The sequence below is a fragment of the Synechococcus sp. CCY 9618 genome (assembly GCF_019038415.1).
Taxonomy (GTDB): Bacteria; Cyanobacteriota; Cyanobacteriia; order PCC-6307; family Cyanobiaceae; genus Cyanobium.
Genome location: NZ_JAFKRG010000009.1, coordinates 1 through 21,574, shown reverse-complemented (window position 1 = coordinate 21,574; position 21,574 = coordinate 1). Strand labels below are relative to the sequence as shown.

Below are 21,574 nucleotides of genomic sequence, written 5' to 3'. Positions count from 1 at the left end.
TGGCGAACGGCTCAGGTTGAGGAGAGGAATCAACGACCGCGCCCCGATGAGCTTTCTGGAGCCCACCAACCTGCTGCTGCTGGCCTGCGCCGTGATCTACGGCCTGATCGGCGAGTGGGTCGATGGCGGGATCCTGCTGGTGTTCGTGGTGGGCATCAGCCTGCTCGATGCCGTCCAGCAGCAGCGCAGCAACCGCGCCCTGGCCGAGCTGGCCCGCCTCTCAGCGCCCCGCGCCCATGTGCGCCGCGATGGCCAGGAGCTGGAACTGCCGGCCGATCAGGTGCGCCTGGGCGATCTGCTGCGCCTCGAGGAAGGCGATCGGGTGGCGGCCGATGCCGCACTCAGCGAGGCGGTGGGGTTGTGGCTGGATGAGTCCCTGCTCACCGGTGAATCCCTGCCAGTCGAGCGTTCCACACCTGGGGAGCGGATCCTGGCGGGTTCGCTGGTGGCCAGTGGCCGCGGCTGGGCCGAGGTGGTGGCCATCGCCGAAGCCACCGAACTGGGCCAGCTCGGCAGGAGCCTCGCCACCGTGAAACCGCCGCCGACCCGCCTGCAGCGCCAGACCCGTCACCTCACCTCCCGCCTCACCGTGATGGCGCTGGGGCTGTGCGCGGCGCTGGCCGTGATCCAGGGAGGAATGAGCGGCAACTGGCCCCAGGCCCTGCTCGCCGCCCTGGCCCTGGCCCTGGCGGTGCTGCCCAACGAGATTCCCGTGGTGCTGGCCCTGTTCCTGGCCCTCGGTGCCCTGCGCCTGGCCCGGATCGGCGTGCTGGCCCGCTGGCCGGCGGCGGTGGAGAGCCTCGGCAGCGCCACCGTGCTCGCCGTCGACAAGACCGGCACCCTCACCGAAAACCGCATGGCGGTGCAGCAACTGCTCACCTGGCCGGAGCTGGAGAGATGGCAGGCAGGGGAGACCCTCGAAGAACCCTTTCATCCGGTGGTTGAGATGGCGGTGCTGGCCAGCCGCGGCGATCCGGTGGATGCGATGGAGCTGGCGATCCAGCGCCTGGCCGCCGACCATCTCGATGGCACCGAGCACCTCCATCCCGACTGGCCCCTGGAGCGCGAGTACCCGCTGCAGAGCGACCTGCTGGTGTTCTCCCGCCTCTGGCGCGACACGGGCGGCGGTTTGCAGCTGGCGGCCAAGGGAGCCCCGGAGGCGATCGCCGATCTGTGCCACCTGGAGGCGGAGCTGAGCGCCGCGCTGCTCGCCGCCGCCGATGGCCTCGCCGCCAGGGGGCTGCGGGTGCTGGCAGTGGCGCGCGGGCTCAAAGGCGTGCCGCTGCACACGGGGCCACCGCTCGCCAGCGGCGGCACTCTGCCGGAACACGTGCACGGCTACCTTTTCGAGCCGGTGGGCTTTGTGGCCCTGGCAGACCCGCTGCGGGCGGATGTGCCGGCAGCGATCGCCACAGCACGAGCGGCAGGTGTCCGCGTGGTGATGATCACTGGAGACAGCCCGGTGACGGCCCGCTCGATCGCCGATCAGGCCGGCCTGCCGGCGGGTCCGGTCCTCTCCGGCCACGAGCTGGAAGCCATCGAACCGCAGGCGCTGGCGGCCTCCATTTCTGAGGTGTCGGTGTTCGCCCGGGTGATGCCCCAGCAGAAGCTGCAGCTGGTGCGCGCCCTGCAGGCCTCCGGCGAAGTGGTGGCGATGACCGGCGATGGCGTCAATGACGCCCCGGCCCTCAAGGCCGCCGACATCGGCGTGGCGATGGGCAAGCGCGGCAGCGCCGTGGCCCGGGAATCCGCCGATCTGGTGCTGCTCGAGGACACTTTCAGCGATCTGGTGCAGGCCCTGGAACTGGGCCGGCGCGTCGATGCCAACCTGCACCGGGCGCTGGGCTACACGCTGGCGATCCACCTGCCGATCGCGGCGCTCGGGCTGGTGCCGCTGCTGCTGCCTGGCCAGGCCCTGATCCTGCTGCCGGTGCACATCGCCCTGCTGCACCTGGTGATCGATCCGGCCTGCACGGTGGTGTTCGAGGCGCTTCCGGCCTCGCCAGGCCTGATGCGGCAGCCGCCCCGCCCTCCGGAGGCTCCCCTGTTCGGTCCCGACACCTGGCGCCATTCGCTCACCCAGGGAGCGGTGGTGATGGTGGCCGCCCTGGTGCTGGCCTTCTGGCCCGACACGGACGCCGAATCACGCCGCAGCCTGGTGTTTTCGCTGCTGTTGCTCAGCGGCGGTGGGCTGGTGTGGCTGAACGGTGATCCCCACAGCCCCATCACCGCCGCCGGTGCCGGCATCGGCCTGGGGCTGTGGCTGCTGCTGATGGCCATTCCAGGGTTGCAGCAGGTCCTGACTCTGGCCCCCCTGCAGCCGGCCCAGATCCTCACGCTGATGATCACCACGGCGGTGGCCCTGCTGCTGGCCGGCCTACTCAACCGCCAACTCACCTGAACCTTGAGGGGGGGGGGTATTGAGGTGCTCATTTCAAAGAGGCCTATGGCGCCTGGAGCCGGTTCGCTTCCGATCCAGCCGGCTGAGGAAGAAATAACTGGCGAAACCCACAAAGATCATGCCGAGCATGAATGCTGGATAGGAAATCCGCCAGTTCCTGGGGCCAGTGATCATCGACCATTCGGACATCCCACCGATGCCGGCGAGCAGCGTCATGGGCATAAAGATCGTGGTGATCAGTGTCAAACGTCTGACGGTAATATTGGTTTCATTGGCAGCTCTTGCCATCTCATTATTCAACATTGAAAGATACATTTCCATCAAACTGGTAACGATGTCTCGATACGACTCAGTCAGCTCAAAGAATCTGACCAGGTGATCGTAAATGTCACGATAATGATAGATTGACTCTTCTGATATGAATGGACAGTCTCTTCGACATATCTTGCTGAGAATTTCACGTTCGTGAAACAGGCTCTTTCGCAGTCCTAATAAATAACGTCGAAACCGAATCAATTCGGCAGGCTTGAAGCTGGCCGGGTCCGAGATCAGGGCTCCTTCCACATCATCCAACTCATCTTCAAGTGCCTCAATAGCAACAAACTTCTGATCAACGACGAAATCCAGAATCAAGTACATGACCTGGGAGGGACCCTGTCTTGCCGCTTCTAGATTCTTCTCAACAATTCGCTGAATTCCCTCCAGATAGGGTCGCTTCCGTGAATTAATGTGACTGATACTGACCAAAAAGTTCTCACCGATGAACAAGTTAATTTCGCCAACCTCCAAGACACCATGATCATATTCAAAGGCATTAAAAAGAATAAATGTATTCCCTGGAAAGTCTTCCATCTTGGGAATCTGATTCTCGTCAAGGCAATCCTCGATCGAAAGAGAATTAAGACCGAGCAACCCCACCAGTCCTGTCAACTCCTCTTTTGTTGCCTTGCTGTAGTGCAACCAGGCGAAACCACTCACTTCTGCTGCTGCCACAGCCGCCTCTGCCGTCCCAACGCGCTTCGGGGGGCCGTTGTTGCCGATCTGATAAAAGCAGGAGCCGGGCACGCGTCAACCTGATCGTATGTCACCCTCAAGCGTAGGGAGGATATGCCGTCAATTCACAATCTCTTGGACCGATTCTCTTATCACGACCCTGAACCAACAAGTTCCGGCCTTCCGGGTCAGTTGTTCTGGAGGGTGGCGGATGCATCCTCGCCCTCCTCCTGGCCGACAAGCTGGTGATCGACCAGGCGCAACTTCTGCATCACCATCTGCAGATCGAAGGCTGTGAGTTTTCCGTCCGGGCCCCACTTCAGGCAGGTGCGACCCAGGCAACCGTCGGCAGCCGAGAGGTCGGCAGCGGCACCGGCGGTGGCATCGACGAGAGGATCGTTGGTGCTGAAGGCCATGGCCCCTCGATGATTTCTCTGCGTCCAGCTTCTTTCCTGCGGCGCCCCTGGGGTGGGCCCGATCGATCCGGATCCCCGCCCATCAGCGCCGGTTTCCCGATCTGGCATCGCGTCTCCACAGTTCAACCGTGGGGCCCTCAGGCCACCCGCTCGAGCTTGTCGGGGTCGATCGCGGCTCCTGAACTCAGCAGGCTGGCCGCGTAGCTGTGGGCCTCGCCGCTGTCGCCGCCGGCCAGGTCCGCCAGCTCGGCCTGGCGTTCGCGAGTGTCCCGCAGGTGGGACACTCGTGTGTGGGTGAGGCCCGCCTCCACGCTCTTGCTGACGCGGAAGTGGTGCTGGGCCGCCGCCGCCACCAGGGGCTGGTGGGTGACGCAGAAGACCTGGCGTCGTTCCGCCAGCCGCCGCAACAACTGGGCCATGGCGCCGCTCACCCTGCCGCTCACCCCGGCGTCGATCTCGTCGAACAGCAGGGTGACATGGGGATCAGCCGCGGCCAGGCAGGTTTTCAGCGCCAGCAGGAAGCGGCTCATCTCGCCGCCTGAGGCCACCTCCGCCAGGGGAGCCGGCGACTGGCCCGGGTTGGCCGAGAACAGGAACTGCACCGCATCCGCCCCCTCCTCACCGGGTTCCGCCGCAGCGAGCGCCACGGCGAAACGCACATTGGCCAGGCCCATGGGCCGCAGGGCCGCCATCAGCTCCTCCTCCAGCGTGCCGGCGGCGGCGGTGCGAGCCAGGGTGAGCAGGGAATTGGCCCGATCGCGGGCCTGACGGGCGGCGGCTTCTGCCGCCTGAAGAGAGGCCATGGCAGTCCCGGAGCCCGACTCCCCCAGCTGCTCCCGCAGCCGGTCGCGCAGGGTGATCAGCGCTGCGAGGTCGTGGCCATGGCGGCGCTCCAGCGCCTTGAGCTGGGCCATGCGTTCCTGCAGGGCCGCCAGGCTCTCCGGGTCGCTCTCCAGCAGCGATCCGTAGCGATCCAGATCCCTGGACAGGTCGTGCAGCCGGGCCATGGCATCGGCGCAGGCCCCGTGCAGCTCCACCACGCTGCCGTCCAGGCCGGCCATGGTCTGGAGCTCCTGGTCGCAGGCCGCCAGGTGATCCAGCACCGACGGTGCCCCCTCGACGCCCTCCATCAGCCGGCTGATCAGGACCATCACCCCCTCCTGCAGCCGCACCCCGTGGGCCAGCCGGTCCTGCTCGGCCTGCAGCCGTTGCCGTTCCTGGGGATCCTCGAGACCGGCGGCCTCCAGATCGGCCAGCAGCTCCTCCTGACGGCCCCGTTCGCGGGCGAAACTCTCCTGCTCAGCCAGGGCCTGCTCCACAGCCTGGGCCGCCCCTTTCCAGTGTCGCCAGGCAGCACGGCTGGCCTCGAGGGCCGACGTGACATCGTCTCCGGCGAAACGATCCAGCCAGCGCCGCTGCTGCCCGGGCCGACCCAGCTGCTGGGTCTGGCCCTGCACCGTGAGATCCAGCAGCAGGGGCCGCAGCTCCAGCACCTGGGCGCGGCTCACCACCACCCCGTTGAGCCGGTGGCGGCTCGTGAGGCGCCCCTCCTGCAGCCGCCAGTCGCGGCTGAGCAACAGTTCCCCCTCCTCAGCCTCCAGCTCCTGCCGCTCCAGCCACTTGAGCAAGGGCGGCACCAGGCTGAAGCTGGCCTCGATCCGGCCCCGCTCGCTGCCGCGGCGCAGCAGCCGGGCCCCCTGGCTGCCCTGGGCACCACCGAGGAGGGCATCGAGGGCATCCAGCAGGATCGACTTGCCGGCGCCGGTCTCGCCGGTGAGCACGGTGAAGCCGGCCGAGAACGCCAGTTCCAGGCGCTCGATCAGGGCGATGTTCTCGAGGCGCAGACCCGTGAGCACCCAGGCCTCCGGCGAGCGATCGGTACGTGGCCCGACCGTAGCGGCTGTGACTTTCGTTTAGAAGGGGGTTCCGCCTGCCGGCGCTGCGGCGGTGCTCCCCAGCCATGGTCTCCTCCCCCCCAGCCCCTGCGTTGACTCCCAAGCGCCAGAACCCCGGCGTCGAGATGGGCGACTTCCTCGAGGCCGCGGGCCTGCTCAGCTACGACCCGGCCGCCATCACCCGCATCTACGCCGGCCATCCGACGCGCCTGGCCCGGAGGGTCTGGCAGACCCTGGTCCCGATCAGCCTGTATCTCCTCGGCGTGAGCTTCGACTGGTTCACCGGCCAGCTGGCCACACCGGTCCGGGCCCGCGAACGGGCCCGGGAATGCGCCGAACTGCTCGTCGCCCTCGGCCCCGCCTTCATCAAGGCGGGCCAGGCTCTCTCCACCCGCCCGGACATCATTCCCCCCGTGCTGCTGGAGGAACTGGCCCAGTTGCAGGACCAGCTGCCCGGCTTCGACAGCTCCCTGGCCATGGCCTGCATCGAGGAGGACCTGGGAGCCCCGATCGACACGATCTTCACCTCCCTGGAGAAGGAGCCCATCTCCGCCGCCTCCCTCGGCCAGGTGCACCGCGGCCTGCTGAAGAGCGGCGAACGCGTGGCGGTGAAGGTGCAACGGCCCGGCCTGCGAGAGCAGATCACCCTCGATCTCTACATCGTCCGCAACATCGCCGGCTGGCTCAACCGGAACGTGGGCGTGATCAAGAGCGATCTGGTGGGGCTCATCGATGAGCTCGGCAAGCGGGTGTTCGAGGAGATGGATTACATCAACGAGGCCACCAACGCCGAGACCTTCGCCCGCCTGCACAGCCACAACCCCCGCATCGCCGTGCCGGCGATCCATCGGCGGGCCACCAGCCGCCGGGTGCTGACGATGGAGTGGATCGACGGCGTCAAGCTCACCAACCTGGAAGCGGTGCGCGCCCTCGGCATCGACCCGAACGAGATGGTGGAGGTCGGAGTGAACTGCAGCCTGCAGCAGCTGCTGGAGCATGGGTTCTTCCACGCCGATCCCCACCCCGGCAACCTGCTGGCCCTTCCAGACGGCCGCCTGGCCTATCTGGATTTCGGCATGATGAGCGAGGTGACACGGGAGGCGCGCACGGGCCTGATCCAGGCGGTGGTGCACCTGGTCAACCGCGACTTCGGCGCCCTCTCGAAGGATTTCGTGCAGCTGGGCTTCCTGGGGGAGGAAGTGAACCTGGAGCCGATCGTGCCGGCCTTCGAGAACGTCTTCGGGCAGGCCCTGGAGATGGGGGTGAGCCGGATGGATTTCAAGGCGGTCACCGACGACCTCTCCGGGGTGATGTACCGCTTCCCTTTCCAGGTGCCCCCCTATTACGCCCTGATCATCCGCTCCCTGGTGACTCTTGAGGGGATCGCCCTGAGCGTCGACCCGGATTTCAAGATTCTCGGCGCCGCCTACCCCTACTTCGCCCGCCGGCTGATGGAAGACCCCGACCCGGAGCTGCGCCGCAGCCTGCGGGAGATGCTCTACGACGGCGACGAGTTCCGCTGGCAGCGGCTGGAGAGCCTGGTGGCCAGCGCCTCCCTGCAGGAGCAGCTGGACCTGGACGGCCTGCTGGATCAGGTGCTGGATTTCCTCTTCTCCCCCAACGGCGGTCTGCTGCGCCAGCAACTGGTGGACGCCCTGGTGCTGCAGATGGATTCCCTGGCCTGGAACACCACTCTGCGGATCGGCCGGCGCCTGCCGACCCGCCTCCTGCCCCCGGGGCTGCGGGGCCGGCCGGCCGGCCAGGAGTCTCCGCCGCTGCTGGATCTGGAACCCATCCAGCAGCTGGTGGCCATCCTGCGGGACCTGCCGGGCTTCGAACCTTCCCTGTTGCTCAGGCGCCTGCCCCGGGTGCTGGGAGAGCCGGATCTGCGGCGCATGGGCCTGCAGGTGGCCAGGGGCCTGGCCGAAAGGGGCGTGGTGCACCTGCTGCGCGACGTGCTGGTGGCCCCGGAGGTGCGCCTGGCCGCAGGGGTGTCAGGGGCCTGAGGTCCTTAGAGTCGCCACATTCAAGGGAGACATCCGTGAACAAGCGGCGAAGGCTCGTTGCCGCTGCCCTGGGCCTGGGCCTGTGCTGGTCCTCGCCGGCGGCGTACGCCACCCAGAACCTGGTCTTCACCAGCGGGGCCTTCCGTCGCTCGATACCGGTCGCCGATCTGGAGCACCTGGCCACCACCGGCGAGGCCAGGGGTCTGCTGGGTGACGTGATCAGCCTCAGCCGTCAGAACCCGAAGGAGGTCAGCAGATTGCTGAACGAATCGGTGCGGCTGCCGCTCGTGCTGATGAGCCGGCTGCTCAACACCCGCATCGGCGAGGCGATCCTGGCGCGGCTGGCCCGGATCCTGTTTCCCCTCAAGGCCCCCGAGGTGGGTGTGCCGGCTCTGCGCTCGGCCATGGTGATCGGCACGTATCAGAACAAGGGCGCCCTCTCGGTGATCTCCTTCCTGAAGGCTTACCCCACCCGGGAGCTGGAGGTGAGCATCCCGGCCCTGATGGGATTGCTCTCCAAGGCCTCCTCGATCGGCGAGCTGGTGCGCTTCTTCTCCGAATCCCCCCTCGACGGCCTGCGGGGGAATGATGCGCAGGCGGCACCGGAACCGGCCCAGCCGGTCCCGACCGCCCCCGCCCCCTGACGCCCCGGACCGGAGACCTACATTGACGTCAGCCTCGCCGCTGTCCCCTGTGCCCCTGCTTCGAGCCCTGCGGCGTCTGGGCCGGCAGCCCACCATGCAGGACTGGCCGGGACTGATCGAGGCCTACCGCGCCTGGCTGCCCGTCACCGACGCCACCCCGGTGATCACCCTGCGGGAGGGAGCCACCCCCCTGATCCCGGCCCCGGTGATCGCTGAACGGGTGGGCCGGGGAGTCAAGGTGTTTCTCAAGTACGACGGTCTCAACCCCACCGGTTCCTTCAAGGACCGGGGCATGACCATGGCCGTCAGCAAGGCCAAGGAGGCGGGCTCCGAGGCCGTGATCTGCGCCAGCACCGGCAACACCTCAGCGGCGGCGGCGGCCTATGCCCGACGGGGCGGCATGCGCGCCTTCGTGCTGATTCCCGACGGCTACGTGGCCCAGGGGAAGCTGGCCCAGGCCCTGCTCTACGGCGCCGAGGTGCTGGCAGTCCAGGGCAACTTCGACCGGGCCCTGGCGATCGTGCGCGACGTGGCCGAGCGTTACCCGGTCACCCTGGTCAATTCCCTCAACCCCTACAGGCTCCAGGGCCAGAAAACAGCCGCCTTCGAAGTGGTGGATGCCCTCGGCGAGGCCCCCGACTGGCTGTGCATCCCGGTGGGCAACGCCGGCAACATCAGCGCCTACTGGATGGGCTTCAAGGAATACCGCCAGGCCGGCCACAGCAGCGTGCTGCCCCGGATGATGGGCTTCCAGGCCGCCGGTGCCGCCCCGCTGGTGCTGGGCCACACAGTGGAGCAGCCCGACACCATCGCCACGGCGATCCGCATCGGCAACCCGGTGAACCGGGACAACGCCCTCAACGCGCGAAAGGAAAGCAACGGCGACTTCATGGCCGTCACCGACGCGGAGATCATCGAGGCCTACAAGCTCCTGGGCCAGGGGGAAGGGGTGTTCTGTGAACCGGCCAGCGCGGCGTCGGTGGCGGGGCTGATCAAGCGGCGGGAGGAGGTGCCGGCCGGTGCCACGGTGGTCTGCGTGCTCACCGGCAACGGCCTCAAGGACCCCACCACGGCGATCGAGAACAACGACGCCCACTTCCACACCGGCATCGCCCCGGAAACGGACACCGTGGCGAAGGTGATGGGCTTCTGACGGTCGCGGAAGCGTCTGGGGAAATCCTGGGGCATTCCTCCCTCACGGCCTGGAGAGAACGGGGAGCGGGAAGCCCCCCATCGGGCCGCCGGTTTCCCCAGGCCCGGGAATCAGGGGAAAACCACTCCAAAGCGTGTCGTTCCGCCGCCATTTCCCCAACGGATCGTCCCACGAATGCCTGTGGTGGCAAGGGAAGTCGATCTCTTTACCCGTTTTCCCCCGCCCCTATGACGACGGGCTGTTTTCTTCCTTCAACAAACCCTTTTGATCCTCTGAACAGTCGGGAGACCCGCCCGTTGCGCTTTACCCCGCCCTGTGAAACCGTGGGGCCTCCCGATCGCCGCCTCGGCATCCCCGGCACCTGCCATGAAGCTGGTCTGCTCCCAGGCTGAACTCAGCGCCAGTCTCCAGCTCGTCAGCCGTGCGGTGGCCAGCCGGCCCACCCATCCGGTTCTGGCCAACGTGCTGCTCACCGCCGATGCGGGCACCGGCCGACTCAGCCTCACCGGCTTCGACCTCAGCCTCGGCATCCAGACCAGCGTGCCGGCCGCCGTCGAGACCAGCGGCGCGATCACCCTGCCGGCGAAGATGTTCGGCGAGATCGTGGCTCGCCTGGCCACCGACAGCCCCATCAGCCTCAGCTGTCCGGAGGGGGAGGAGCAGGTGGAGCTCACCAATCTCTCGGGCAGTTACCGCATGCGCGGCATGCCCGCCGACGACTTCCCCGACCTGCCCCTGAGCCAGAGCGGCACGCCGATCCGTTTCCATGCCGATGCCCTGGTCAAGGGGCTGCGGGCCACGCTGTTCGCCAGCAGCCCGGACGAGAACAAGCAGCTCCTCACCGGCGTGCACCTGCGCCTGGACGGCGAGGGTCTGGAGTGCGCCGCCACCGATGGCCACCGTCTGGCCGTGCAGCGCCTCTCCCACGCGGTGGAATCCGGGTCCACCCCCGATGGGGAGGCCGGTGAAGCCGAAGGGGATGGCTTGGATGGCTTTTCCGTCACGGTGCCGGCCCGGTCCCTGCGGGAGCTGGAGCGGATCCTCTCCAGCCGCGCTTCCCAGGAGCCGCTGAGCCTGTTCTGCGAGCGGGGCCAGGTGGTGGTTCTCTCCGCCGATCAGGTGCTGACCAGCCGCAGCCTCGACGGCACCTACCCCAACTACCGGCAGCTGATCCCCCCCTCCTTCAGCCGGCGCCTGGTGCTCGACCGCCGGGCCTTCATCGCTGCCCTCGAGCGGGTGGCGGTGCTGGCCGACCAGCACAACAACGTGGTCAAGATCAGCGCCGACCCCGCCCCCGGCACGGTGACCATCCGGGCCGACGCCCAGGACGTGGGCAGCGGCTCGGAATCCCTGGCGGCTGTCATCGAGGGGGAGACCATCGAGATCGCCTTCAATGTCCGTTATCTGCTCGACGGCCTCAAGGCCATGGCCTCCGACCGGGTGGTGCTGCAGTGCAACGCCCCCACCACCCCGGCCGTGATCGCCCCGGTGGAGGCGGATGACCCCTTCACCTACCTGGTGATGCCCGTGCAGATCCGCAGCAGCTGAGGTCGTGAGCCTTCCCGAGCAGCTGCTGCTGAGCGATCTGCTGCGGCGGCAGGTGCGCTGCGATCAGGGCCTCGAACGGGGCGCCGGGGTGCTGGCCTGGATGCACCCGCCGGTCCACCGACTGCTGGGCTGGGCCAGCCGCCCTTCGGCCTTCGCCCAGCGGCGGCTGGTCTGGCGGCTCGACCAGCTGCGGGGACTCGGCGAGCAGGAGGTGTTCGTCAAGGGGGAGCCGGCCGAAACCGACGCGACCACCCTCGAACGCCTGCCCACCCTGATCGACGCGGCCCTGACCGGGACCGACGACATCCCCCTGGGGGTGGTGGCCGATGCGGCGGTGGAGCTGCGCAGCGGCCGCATCCTCCACTACCTGGTGGCCCGCAGCGATCCGCGGCTGCCGGGCAGCAGCCGCTGGCGGCTCAGCCCCGAGCGGATCGTCGACCAGCAGCCCGGACGGGTGTTCACCGCCCTGAAGGGACTGGACGATCTGCCGGTGGCCCGCTCCAGTGTGCGGCAGCAGTTTCTGCGCCGCTCCCGCCGCTGGAGGGAGCAGGTGCAGCAGGTGGGCGGCCGCGTCGAGGAGCGGCTGGAGGGCTGGCTTGAGGAACCTCCCTGGCCGGAGGCGTTCCAGGACGAGGCCCCCTGGCTCGAGCGGGACCGGGACCCGGACCGGGAAGACCGCCGGGGCCGTTACGAGCCGCAGGAGGAGGGGCCCGATCCGCTCGAGGACTGGCCCGAGGAGGACATCGGTGAGCCACCGCAGGAGCCCCCACCGGAGCCGCAGGCCCCCCGCCGCGACCGCTACCGGGGCCGGGAGCCCCACGACCAGGACGACCCCTGGATCTGATACTGGGGGGCCGTTGCCGCGCCTTCCGGTGGTTTCTGCCCCGACCCCGTCGTTCTCGGTACCCGAGGCCCTGCGCAAGGAGGGCCTGAGCCAGGGCGATTACGACGAGATCGTGCGCCGTCTCGGCCGGGCCCCCAACCGGGCCGAGCTGGGCATGTTCGGCGTGATGTGGTCGGAGCACTGCTGCTACCGCAACTCCAGGCCCCTGCTGCGGAATTTCCCCATCACCGGAGCCCGGATCCTGGTGGGGCCCGGCGAGAACGCCGGCGTGGTGGATCTCGGTGAGGGCCAGCGCCTCGCCTTCAAGATCGAGAGCCACAACCACCCCTCCGCCGTGGAGCCCTTCCAGGGGGCCGCCACCGGGGTGGGGGGCATCCTGCGGGACATCTTCACCATGGGGGCCCGCCCCATCGCCCTGCTCAACGCCCTGCGCTTCGGTCCCCTGGAGGACCAGCGCAACGTGGGTCTGATGGAGGGGGTGGTGGCCGGCATCGCCCACTACGGCAACTGCGTGGGCGTGCCCACCGTCGGCGGTGAGGTGGCCTTCGATCCCAGCTACGGCGGCAATCCCCTCGTGAATGCCATGGCCCTGGGCCTGATGGAGACCGACGACATCGTCTGCTCCGGGGCGGTGGGGGTGGGCAATCCGGTGGTCTATGTGGGCAGCACCACCGGCCGGGACGGCATGGGAGGGGCGAGCTTCGCCAGCGCCGAGCTCACCGAGGCCTCCCTCGACGACCGGCCCGCGGTCCAGGTGGGGGATCCGTTTCTGGAGAAAGGACTGATCGAGGCCTGCCTGGAGGCCTTCCAGAGCGGTGACGTGCTGGCGGCTCAGGACATGGGCGCCGCCGGCCTCACCTGCAGCTGCTCGGAGATGGCGGCCAAGGGCGGTCTGGGGATCGAACTCGACCTGGACCGGGTGCCTGCCCGGGAATCAGGGATGAGCGCTTACGAATTTCTGCTGTCGGAATCCCAGGAGCGGATGCTGTTCGTGGTGGCGGCGGGCCGGGAGGAGCCCCTGATGGCCCGCTTCCGCCGCTGGGGCCTGCAGGCGGCGGTGGTGGGCCGGGTGCTGCAGGAGAACGTGGTGCGGGTGCTGCAGCACGGCCAGGTGGCGGCCGAGGTGCCCGCCAGTGCCCTGGCGGACGACACGCCTGTGAACCACCACGAGCTGCTGGCCGAGCCGCCGGCCGCCATCCGCGAGCACTGGAACTGGAGCGAAGACCAGCTGCCGCCTGCCGATGGGGCGGGCCTGGCCCTGGCGGCGGGGGTGCTGGGCTGGGGCGAGGTGCTGCTGCGCCTGCTGGATGACCCCACCATCGCCAGCAAGCGCTGGGTCTACCGCCAGTACGACCACCAGGTGCAGGCCAACACGGTGGTGCTGCCCGGTGGTGCCGACGCGGCGGTGATCCGGCTGCGGCCCCAGCAGGGGGCGGGGGCCATGGCGGCGGCGACCCGTGGCGTGGCGGCGGTGGTCGACTGCCCCAACCGCTGGGTGGCCCTGGATCCTGAGCGCGGCGCCATGGCGGCGGTGGCCGAAGCGGCCCGCAACCTCTCCTGCACCGGCGCCGAACCTCTGGCGGTCACCGACAACCTCAACTTTCCCTCCCCCGACACCCCCACCGGCTACTGGCAGCTGGCCATGGCCTGCCGGGGCCTGTCGGAGGGCTGCAGCGCCCTGGCCACGCCGGTCACCGGCGGCAACGTCTCCCTCTACAACGAGACCCGTCTGCCGGACGGCCGCATGCAGCCGATCCATCCCACCCCGGTGGTGGGCATGGTGGGGCTGGTGCACGATCTGGCCCATGTCACCGGTCTGGCCTGGCGGGCACCCGGGGATGGGGTGTGGCTGCTGGGGGTGCCCCTGGAGGAGAACGGCGACGAGCGGCTGGGGCTGGCGGGCAGCAGCTACCTGGAGGTGGTCCACGGCTGGCTCACGGGCCGGCCGCCCCGGGTGGATCTGGCCCTGGAAGGGCGGGTGCAGGGGTTCCTGCGCCAGGCCATTGCCGCCGGCCTGGTGCGCTCCGCCCACGACCTCTCCGATGGCGGTCTGGCGGTGGCGCTGGCCGAAGCCTGCATCGCCTCCGGCCTTGGGGCCCATCTGGAGCTCCCTGCCGGCGCCGGCCGCCCCGACCGGCTGCTGTTCGCCGAGGGCGGCGCCCGGCTGCTGGTGAGCGTGGCGCCCGCACAGGAGGCGGCCTGGCGCCAGGCCCTGGAGGCGGCGGCGGCCGCCGGCGAACCGCTGCCGGCCCAGCTCCTGGGCACCGTGGTGGCGGATTCCCGTCTCAGCGTGAGCCGGGCCGGTCAGTCCCTGCTGGCCCTGGAGCTGGAGCAACTCCGCCACACCTACGAGCAGGCGATCCCCGGCCGGTTGCGGAAAGCCGCGCCCCCACCGGACAGGTAATGGGCGAGGATGACCTTCTTCCATGGTGTGATGCCCCGTGCCCCTCGCTGACACCTGCGATGAGCCCGGCGTCCTGAGCACCGCCAGCATCGATCACGACCGCCCCGACAAGCCCGAGGAGGCCTGCGGCGTCTTCGCGGTGCTGGCCCCGGGCCAGGCGGTGGCCAACCTCACCTATTTCGGGCTCTATGCCCTCCAGCACCGGGGGCAGGAGTCGGCCGGCATCGCCGTCTTCGACGACGCCAAGGTGCGCCTTCACAAGGACATGGGCCTGGTCAGCCAGGTGTTCGATCAGGACGTGCTGGAGCGCATGCCCGGCCAGCTGGCCATCGGCCACAACCGTTATTCCACCACCGGCAGCAGCAAGGTCTGCAACGCCCAGCCGGTGGTGCTGATGACCCGCCTGGGGCCGCTGGCGCTGGCCCACAACGGCAACCTGGTCAACGCCACGGAGCTGCGCGCCTCCCTGGATCACCTGGCCGGCGAGTTCACCTCCACCACCGATTCGGAGCTGATCGCCTTCGCCCTGCAGGAGGCGGTGGATTCCGGCCTGGGCTGGAACGCGGCGATCCGCACCGCCGCGGCCCGCTGCCGCGGCGCCTTCAGCCTGGTGATCGGCACCCCGGACGGCCTCTTCGCCCTGCGCGATGGCCACGGCATCCGGCCCCTGGTGTTCGGCCTGCTGGGCGAACCGGAGCAGGGCCAATGGGTGGCCAGCAGCGAGAGCTGCGGCCTCGACATCATCGGCGCCAGCTTCGTCGATGACGTCCAGCCCGGTGAACTGATCCACTTCCGCCAGGCCGATCCGATTCCTGAACGCCAGCGCTGGAGCGAACAGCCGGAGAAGCTGTGCGTGTTCGAGATGATCTACTTCGCGCGCCCCGACAGCCGCTTCTTCGGTGAATCCCTCTACAGCTACCGGGTGCGCATCGGCGAGGTGCTGGCCCGTGAGACCCCCGTGGAAGCCGACATCGTCATCGGCGTGCCCGACTCGGGCATCCCGGCAGCGATCGGCTATTCCCACACCAGCGGCATCCCCTTCGCCGACGGCCTGATCAAGAACCGCTATGTGGGCCGCACCTTCATCCAGCCCACCCAGGCGATGCGGGAGGCGGGCATCCGGGTGAAGCTCAACCCCCTGCCCGATGTGCTCTCCGGCAAGCGGGTGGTGGTGATCGACGATTCGATCGTGCGCGGCACCACCAGCCGCAAGCTGGTGGCCGCCCTGCGGGATGCGGGGGCCACCGAGGTGCACATGCGGATCAGCTCCCCACCGGTGACCCATCCCTGCTTCTACGGCATCGACACCGACACCCAGGACCACCTGATCGCCGCCCGCCTCACCCTCGAGGAGATCGAGCGCCATCTGGGCGTGGATTCCCTCGCCTACCTCAGCAAGGCGGGCATGGTGGAAGCGGCCCATGCCGAGTCCAGCCACTTCTGCACCGCCTGTTTCGACGGCGTGTACCCGATCGAGATGGACGAGGAGGTGCGCTCCAGCAAGCTGATGCTCGAGCCCACCGGCCTGGCGGCCCGGGTGTAGGCCCCGGGGCCTGCCCATGCGCATCGCCTTTCTGGATTCCTGGCTGCAGGACGTGGCCGAGGGCAGTGGCACCGCGGCGGCCATCGGCGGGCTGGCGACGGCCCTGGCGGCCCGGGGCCACCAGGTGGAGCGGCTGGTGCCCCAGGGGGCCTGGCCCCGCAACCTGCTGCTGCGTCGCCTCTGGTTCAACCTCAGCCTGCCCCGGCGCCTGGCCACCGCCGAGGGCCGCTACGACCTAGTGGTGGGCTTCGACATCGACGGTTTCCGCGTCGCGCACCGCTGTCCGGTGCCCTACGTGTGCTGCATCAAGGGGGTGCTGGCCGAGGAGGCCCGGTGCGAGCGCGGCTGGCCGCGGCTGATGCTCTGGGGCCTGTCGCGGCTGGAGCGGCTCAACGCCCGCCGGGCCCCGCGGGTGTTGTCCACCAGCCGCTACTGCTGCGAGCGGATCGAGGCCCTCTACGGGGTGCCGGCCGAGCGGCTGCGGCTGGTGCCGGAGGGCATCGACCCCTCCCTGTGGACCGGCGGCGCCGACGACGGGGCCCGGGAGCCCCACACCGTGCTGTGTGTGGCCCGCCAGTACCCCCGCAAGCGGGTGACCGATCTGATCAGCGCCTTCCGCCAGGTGGTGGATCGCCTCCCCAGCGCCCGGCTGGTGGTGATCGGTGATGGGCCGGAGCACGGGGCCCTGCAGGCGCTGGTGGAGCGGCTGCAGCTGGGGGCTGCGGTGCGGCTGCTGGGGGCCCTGGCCGACGACGGGGAGGTGCGGGCCTGGTACCGCCGCAGCGCCATCTTCTGTCTGCCGTCGATCCAGGAGGGCTTCGGCATCGTCTTTCTTGAGGCCATGGCCAGCGGCCTGCCGGTGGTCAGCACCACCGCCACCGCCATCCCCGAGGTGGTGCCCGATGGCCGGGCCGGGCTGCTGGTGCCGCCCCGGGATCCGGCGGCCCTGGCGGGTGCTCTTCACAAACTGCTCAGCGACCCCGATCTTCAGGCCCGCTGCCGGGCCTTCGGCCGTGAGCACGTGCAGCCCTTCAGCTGGGACCGGGTGGCGGAGCGGTTCCTGGCGGCGGTGCCGGCGACGGGGCCTTCCGGATCGTGACCAGGCCGCGGCTGCGGCCCGAGGTGGTGTCGGTGGTGCGCATGGCCTGCCAGAGATCGGCGGCGGGCACCCACACCGAGGGGTAGCGGTAGCGGGCCACGTCCAGGATCAGCACCCGGTCGCTGGGGGCGTGGTAGGCCGCCAGGGGTGAGATGTGGCCGCCGCCGGCCTGGCCCAGGGAGCGGCGGGCGTAGTTCACCAGCAGCCGGTCGCCCCCCTCGGCCAGGTTGCGGCGCAGCAGCGCGCGGAAGGCCTCCAGGTTCAGCCGGTCGCCGTGGATCCGCTGCACCACCAGCCCATGGCTGGTCAGCAGGCCGGCCAGTTCCTCCAGGGTCATGCCCTGACGCCGCACCAGCTCCGGGCTGATCACCCGCCGGGCGGCCTCCGCCTCGAAAAAATTCTCCTGGGTCCAGAAGCGGTAGGAGCCGTAGCCGTCCGCCGCCGGGGCCGGTACCCCCAGGCTGTTGAGCACCATCACGGCACTGGCCACCCCGCAGTAGGCCAGGTTCGCCTGGGTGAGGAACTGCTCGGCAAGGGGCCCGTAGTCGGCCCGGGCAGTGCTCTGGATCAGGAGGCTCTGGCCGGGAGGGCCGCTCAGGGGGATGGCGTTGACCGGGGCCACTGGAGCGGCGACCAGGGGCGGCAGCACCAGGGGGGGCGCCAGGACGAGGGCCGCCAACGCCACCAGAGCGGCCACGGGGGCCGGCCGTGGGCGAGCCGGGGAACGGGGGGTGGGAGGGCGGCCAGGCGATGCGGCCATGGCTGAGGCAGGCCTCGAAGATGCCGGAGAGTCTGATGCCCATCGAACCCGGCTGCGGATGCGAGGCTGGGCCCAGTCCAGCCACTCCCCATGACGGTCTGTCCGACGCTGCGATCGGCTCTTCTCCCAGCGGCGCTCCTGGCGGGCCTCTCGCTCATCCCCGGCACGGCCGCTGCTGCCCGTGACGAGGTCAGCCGCGAGCAGACCGCCGCCCTCAACGCGGTGGCGAAGATGGCCGAGGCCCAGCGCACCTACTACCAGAAATACGGGCGCTTCCGCGCCACCGTTCCCGACATTCAGCGGGATTTCGGCATCGTCATGCCCGCCAGCTACAACTACGCCGTGCGGACCACCCGGCAGGCGGCCTACAGCTACGTGATTCCGGCCCGGTCGCCCAAGGTCGGCACCCTGAACGCCTACGTCGGAGCCACCTTCCTCACCCCGAATCAGACGCCGAAGATCACCACGATCATCTGCCAGAACACCCAGACCGGCCAGATCAGGCCCGCTGACCCCCAGCTCGTCGTCGGCAGCCTGGTGCCGAACCCGACGGGACGGATTGTCCGGTGCGGCAACGTCTCCCTGGAAGTGAAGGCGTCCGTCGTCAACGAGTGAGGTTCAAGCCGGCGTATGGGCTGGCGGGCGATCAGCCCAGCTCCAGGCAGGCCAGGCCGTAGACCTCCTCCAGCGACGCCGCCGGCGCTCGACCCCGGTACATGCGCAGGGTGCGGGAGACGGGCACGAAACCCAGCGGCTCCAGCACTTGGGCCGCCTGGCTATTGGTGCCGGGGGCATCAATCAGCACCGTGCCGGGATGGCGCTGGAGCAGGCCCTCCAGCAGGGCCCGGACGGCGGCGGGACTGTCGGCCACCAGAGGGCCAAGGCGCCAGCCGTCGCCGTCGGGCAGGAGGCACGGGCGCACCCGGCCGAAGCCCCGGCAGGCGCCCTCTTGATCCACCAGGGCCAGCACCGTTCCCGCCGGATGCCGCAGCCATGGGCGGAGGAAGTGGGGCCGGGGCGAGGGTTCCCGCTCGGCATCGAAGCGCTGCACGGCCGCCGCCGGGATGGCCCTGCCCTCCAGCAGGCAGAAGGTGGACCCGGCCGGCGCCGGTGGCGGGGCTGGGGGAGCCGGGCCGCCGGCGGTCTCCGGCCGCTGCCAGCGGGTGGTGGTGGAAGCGGGTTCGAAGCCCCAGCCGGCGTAGTCGGCGATCCGATCGGGGGCGGCCTCCAGGCCGATGCAGGGCACGTCGGCCAGGTGGGCCAGCGCCTGCTGCCACAGCTGCCGGCCGTAGCCCCTGCCCCGCTGGGAGGGCACCACCAGGAACAGGCCGATGAAACCGTAGGCGGCGTTGTAGCGCACGCCGGCGATGCACCCCACCGGCTCCCGGCCGAGCCAGCCCACCCATAACCCCTGGCGGTCGGTCTGGCGGTAGATGGCCACATCGCCCACCCCCGGCGCGAAGCCCTCCTGCCGGGCCCAGCCGGTCACGGTGGGGATGTCGGCGTTCTGCAGGCGGCGGATGGTGAGGGAGGAAGGCATCGGGTTCTGCTGTGGCGGCTCACGCCATCGCCGAGGACAGGCTGCAGCGGGGAAGGCTGAGGAGACCCCTCCTACAAGCGAGGCCATGCCCGACGCCAGCCACGCCCCCGGCCTGATCCAGCGCTACCGCGAGGAGCTGCAGGTGCGCCATTACGCCCGCCGCACGGTGAACACCTACGAGCAGTGGCTGCGGCGATTCCTGCGGTTTCACGGCCTGCGACACCCTCGGACCATGGGAAGCACCGAAGTGAATGCCTTTCTGAGTTACCTGGCCGTGGAGCGGAAGGTGAGCGCCTCCACCCAGAACCAGGCGCTGGCGGCGCTGCTGTTTCTGTACAGGGAGCTGCTGGGGCACGACCTGGCGCTGGAGGATCTGGTGCGGGCGCGGACCAGGCGGCGGCTGCCGGTGGCGCTGACGCCCCAGGAGGTGAGGGCGGTGCTGGAGCGGCTGGCCGGCGTGGAGGGACTGGTGGCCGGGTTGCTCTACGGGAGTGGCCTGCGGCTGATGGAAGCCCTCCGGCTGAGGGTGCATGATCTCGACTTCCACCGGCATGAGCTGACGGTGCGCGACGGCAAGGGCGGCAAGGATCGCCGCACCCTGCTTCCCAACGGTGTGGGCCAGGGGTTGCAGGCACACCTGGTTGCGGTGCGGGAGGTGCATCGTCAGGATCTTGCCGAGGGCTGCGGCCGGGTGTCGCTGCCCCATGCGCTGGCAAGGAAGTACCCCAACGCTGCCGCGGAATGGGGCTGGCAGTGGGTGTTTCCGCAGCGGCAACGCTGGCGCGATCCAGCCAGCGGAGAGCAGGGACGGCACCATCTCGATCCCAGCCTGATCCAGAAGGCTGTGCGGCGGGCGGTGCTGGCGGCGGGGATCAACAAGCCGGCGACACCGCACACCTTCCGCCATTCGTTTGCCACCCACCTGCTGGAGCGGGGCCAGGACATCCGCACGATCCAGGAACTGCTGGGGCATCAGGATGTGCAGACAACCATGATCTACACCCATGTCCTGAACTGCGGGCCCCTGGGCGTCAGCAGTCCGGCCGACTTGCTGTAGCCTACCCAACAGTCTTATACGGGTCCGCCTAAGTCTTGGCACCTGTGAATGGATTAGACCGGCATTGCTTGTCAGGCCGTGGATCAAGGTCTTCTACACCCATGCCTTAACTGGCTTAAGCTGCTGTGGCTCGCGGTAGGACAGGTTTTAAAGGGTCCGTCCAATTAGCGTTAGATTTACTCCATGAATTAGCATCAACACCTCAGAATAATCATGCGTGAAGACAAGAATGTTGCTATCGCTCTACCAGGTGAGTGGGCTTTGCAAAAGGTCTTTGGACCGGTTCTGTCCGAAGTAGGCGAGGACATAAAGAAGGTTTACGCCAAAGGACGTGACAGGCTAATCGCCACGGCCTATCGGAAGATTTCCGATGAGAATGATGGAAAGCAAGCAAATAGAAGGGTTACACGTGACGTGATGTGGAATGGTGCCTTCACAGATGACGAGGTATGTGCTGAATATTTCGGAGGTCTGCTTGCATCCTCACGATCCATTGATGGCAAGGATGATGATGTAATTCAATTTGTAGACGTCGTAAAATCACTCTCCTCCAGACAGCTCAGACTTCACTATATTCTCTACCACTGCCTGAATCTTCAATTTGGAGCTGAAGAGCAGCCAATCAATGTTGGGCAAAGTAGCGAGCTCAACAGAAAATCACTTTGGCTTGCCTCCCGTGAGCTTGTTGATCGTCTTGATCTGCGGATTGAAACCGACTTAAACATCCTGCTTAGACAAGGTCTGCTCTTTGAGTATAAGACGGATAACCACCAGCTTGACTCGGAGACGGCATTGCCATACACGATGATCAAGCCGACAGTATTTGGAATACTACTTTATTCAGCCGCTCATAACAAGCTGAGTGAGTGGAGGAGATTTAGCTCCGTAGCTTTTGGTGACTTTCCAGGCATTGACCTGCCAGTACTATATTCTGTAAGTCTCGAAGGCCTGATCACCATGATTCGGACTGACCTGTCGAAATCTAATGAAGCTTCCAAGGGCGAAATCTAACACCAAGATGCAGCGGACGGGACACTGGAATCTTGTGTTCAACTATGCATCTACTGCCCGCCGCTGATCTTGAGCGTTAGGCCTATCAGGTGGTTGCCACGTCTCAGCCGGAGAACTCAGCTATTATGGGACTCATGAGCACCCTTGAAGAGATTGAGGCTGAAGTTCAGAAGCTGCCGCCGGCCAAGCGGGCCGAGTTCCGGGCTTGGTTCCAGTCGTTCGACGCAACGGACTGGGACCAGCAGATGGAGGATGATGTG

17 protein-coding genes are annotated in these 21,574 nt (G+C 68.2%); 12 read left to right on the top strand and 5 right to left on the bottom strand.

Translation table 11 applies throughout. The features are described from left to right. Positions 1-46: 46 nt before the first annotated feature. Positions 47-2,401 (top strand): HAD-IC family P-type ATPase, encoded by a 2,355-nt coding sequence (locus tag KUG41_RS01530; RefSeq protein ID WP_216900381.1) that lies wholly within the window; start codon positions 47-49, stop codon positions 2,399-2,401. A gap of 33 nt (positions 2,402-2,434) precedes the next feature. Here the strand turns inward: KUG41_RS01530 and KUG41_RS01525 are convergent, their stop codons facing one another. From KUG41_RS01525 to recN, 3 genes are all read right to left on the bottom strand, one after another. Continuing rightward, complete coding sequence (locus tag KUG41_RS01525) at positions 2,435-3,466, bottom strand: magnesium transporter CorA family protein (protein WP_216900379.1); 1,032 nt, start codon at positions 3,464-3,466, stop codon at positions 2,435-2,437. A gap of 116 nt (positions 3,467-3,582) precedes the next feature. After that, on the bottom strand, positions 3,583-3,810 hold the full coding sequence (locus KUG41_RS01520) for a hypothetical protein (RefSeq protein WP_216900377.1): 228 nt from the start codon (positions 3,808-3,810) through the stop codon (positions 3,583-3,585). A gap of 137 nt (positions 3,811-3,947) precedes the next feature. Beyond that, the gene (recN, locus tag KUG41_RS01515) at positions 3,948-5,666 is read right to left on the bottom strand and encodes a DNA repair protein RecN (protein WP_216900375.1); all 1,719 of its coding nucleotides are present in this window, start codon (positions 5,664-5,666) and stop codon (positions 3,948-3,950) included. 104 nt (positions 5,667-5,770) lie between these two features. On the opposite strand from recN, the gene KUG41_RS01510 reads away from it, so the two are divergent. The 8 genes from KUG41_RS01510 to KUG41_RS01475 all read left to right on the top strand — a co-directional run bounded on the left by KUG41_RS01510 (position 5,771) and on the right by KUG41_RS01475 (position 16,946). Then, positions 5,771-7,711 (top strand): AarF/ABC1/UbiB kinase family protein, encoded by a 1,941-nt coding sequence (locus KUG41_RS01510; RefSeq protein ID WP_216900373.1) that lies wholly within the window; start codon positions 5,771-5,773, stop codon positions 7,709-7,711. Between the two features lie 35 nt (positions 7,712-7,746). Beyond that, positions 7,747-8,355, top strand: coding sequence for an alpha/beta hydrolase (locus tag KUG41_RS01505; protein ID WP_216900371.1), 609 nt, complete (start codon positions 7,747-7,749; stop codon positions 8,353-8,355). A 94-nt stretch (positions 8,356-8,449) separates the two neighbouring features. Continuing rightward, positions 8,450-9,508, top strand: coding sequence for a threonine synthase (thrC, locus tag KUG41_RS01500; RefSeq protein WP_216900858.1), 1,059 nt, complete (start codon positions 8,450-8,452; stop codon positions 9,506-9,508). A 366-nt stretch (positions 9,509-9,874) separates the two neighbouring features. Further along, a complete protein-coding gene (dnaN, locus tag KUG41_RS01495) occupies positions 9,875-11,056 on the top strand; it encodes a DNA polymerase III subunit beta (RefSeq protein ID WP_216900369.1) in 1,182 nt (393 codons plus the stop codon). 4 nt (positions 11,057-11,060) lie between these two features. Beyond that, positions 11,061-11,900: an RNA methyltransferase gene (locus tag KUG41_RS01490; protein WP_216900367.1), complete on the top strand. Its 840-nt coding sequence runs from the start codon at positions 11,061-11,063 to the stop codon at positions 11,898-11,900. 28 nt (positions 11,901-11,928) lie between these two features. Next, on the top strand, positions 11,929-14,304 hold the full coding sequence (gene purL, locus KUG41_RS01485) for a phosphoribosylformylglycinamidine synthase subunit PurL (protein WP_216900365.1): 2,376 nt from the start codon (positions 11,929-11,931) through the stop codon (positions 14,302-14,304). 37 nt (positions 14,305-14,341) lie between these two features. Continuing rightward, on the top strand, positions 14,342-15,847 hold the full coding sequence (gene purF, locus KUG41_RS01480) for an amidophosphoribosyltransferase (RefSeq protein ID WP_216900363.1): 1,506 nt from the start codon (positions 14,342-14,344) through the stop codon (positions 15,845-15,847). Between the two features lie 16 nt (positions 15,848-15,863). Then, the gene (locus tag KUG41_RS01475; protein WP_216900361.1) at positions 15,864-16,946 is read left to right on the top strand and encodes a glycosyltransferase family 4 protein; all 1,083 of its coding nucleotides are present in this window, start codon (positions 15,864-15,866) and stop codon (positions 16,944-16,946) included. Here the strand turns inward: KUG41_RS01475 and KUG41_RS01470 are convergent. Beyond that, entirely contained in the window at positions 16,879-17,631 is a 753-nt protein-coding gene (locus KUG41_RS01470) for a phytochelatin synthase family protein (RefSeq protein ID WP_371734001.1), read from the bottom strand. The two genes, KUG41_RS01475 and KUG41_RS01470, sit on opposite strands and share 68 nt — an antisense overlap. Positions 17,632-17,796: 165 nt before the next feature. Between KUG41_RS01470 and KUG41_RS01465 the strand changes: the two genes are divergently transcribed. Beyond that, the gene (locus tag KUG41_RS01465) at positions 17,797-18,321 is read left to right on the top strand and encodes a type IV pilin-like G/H family protein (protein ID WP_216900357.1); all 525 of its coding nucleotides are present in this window, start codon (positions 17,797-17,799) and stop codon (positions 18,319-18,321) included. 31 nt (positions 18,322-18,352) lie between these two features. Here KUG41_RS01465 and KUG41_RS01460 read toward each other — a convergent pair whose 3' ends face one another. After that, entirely contained in the window at positions 18,353-19,246 is an 894-nt protein-coding gene (locus KUG41_RS01460) for a GNAT family N-acetyltransferase (protein ID WP_216900355.1), read from the bottom strand. An 85-nt stretch (positions 19,247-19,331) separates the two neighbouring features. On the opposite strand from KUG41_RS01460, the gene KUG41_RS01455 reads away from it, so the two are divergent. After that, on the top strand, positions 19,332-20,303 hold the full coding sequence (locus tag KUG41_RS01455; RefSeq protein WP_216900353.1) for an integron integrase: 972 nt from the start codon (positions 19,332-19,334) through the stop codon (positions 20,301-20,303). Positions 20,304-20,516: 213 nt separating this feature from the next. Beyond that, positions 20,517-21,314 (top strand): hypothetical protein, encoded by a 798-nt coding sequence (locus KUG41_RS01450; protein ID WP_216900351.1) that lies wholly within the window; start codon positions 20,517-20,519, stop codon positions 21,312-21,314. Positions 21,315-21,574: the final 260 nt, after the last annotated feature.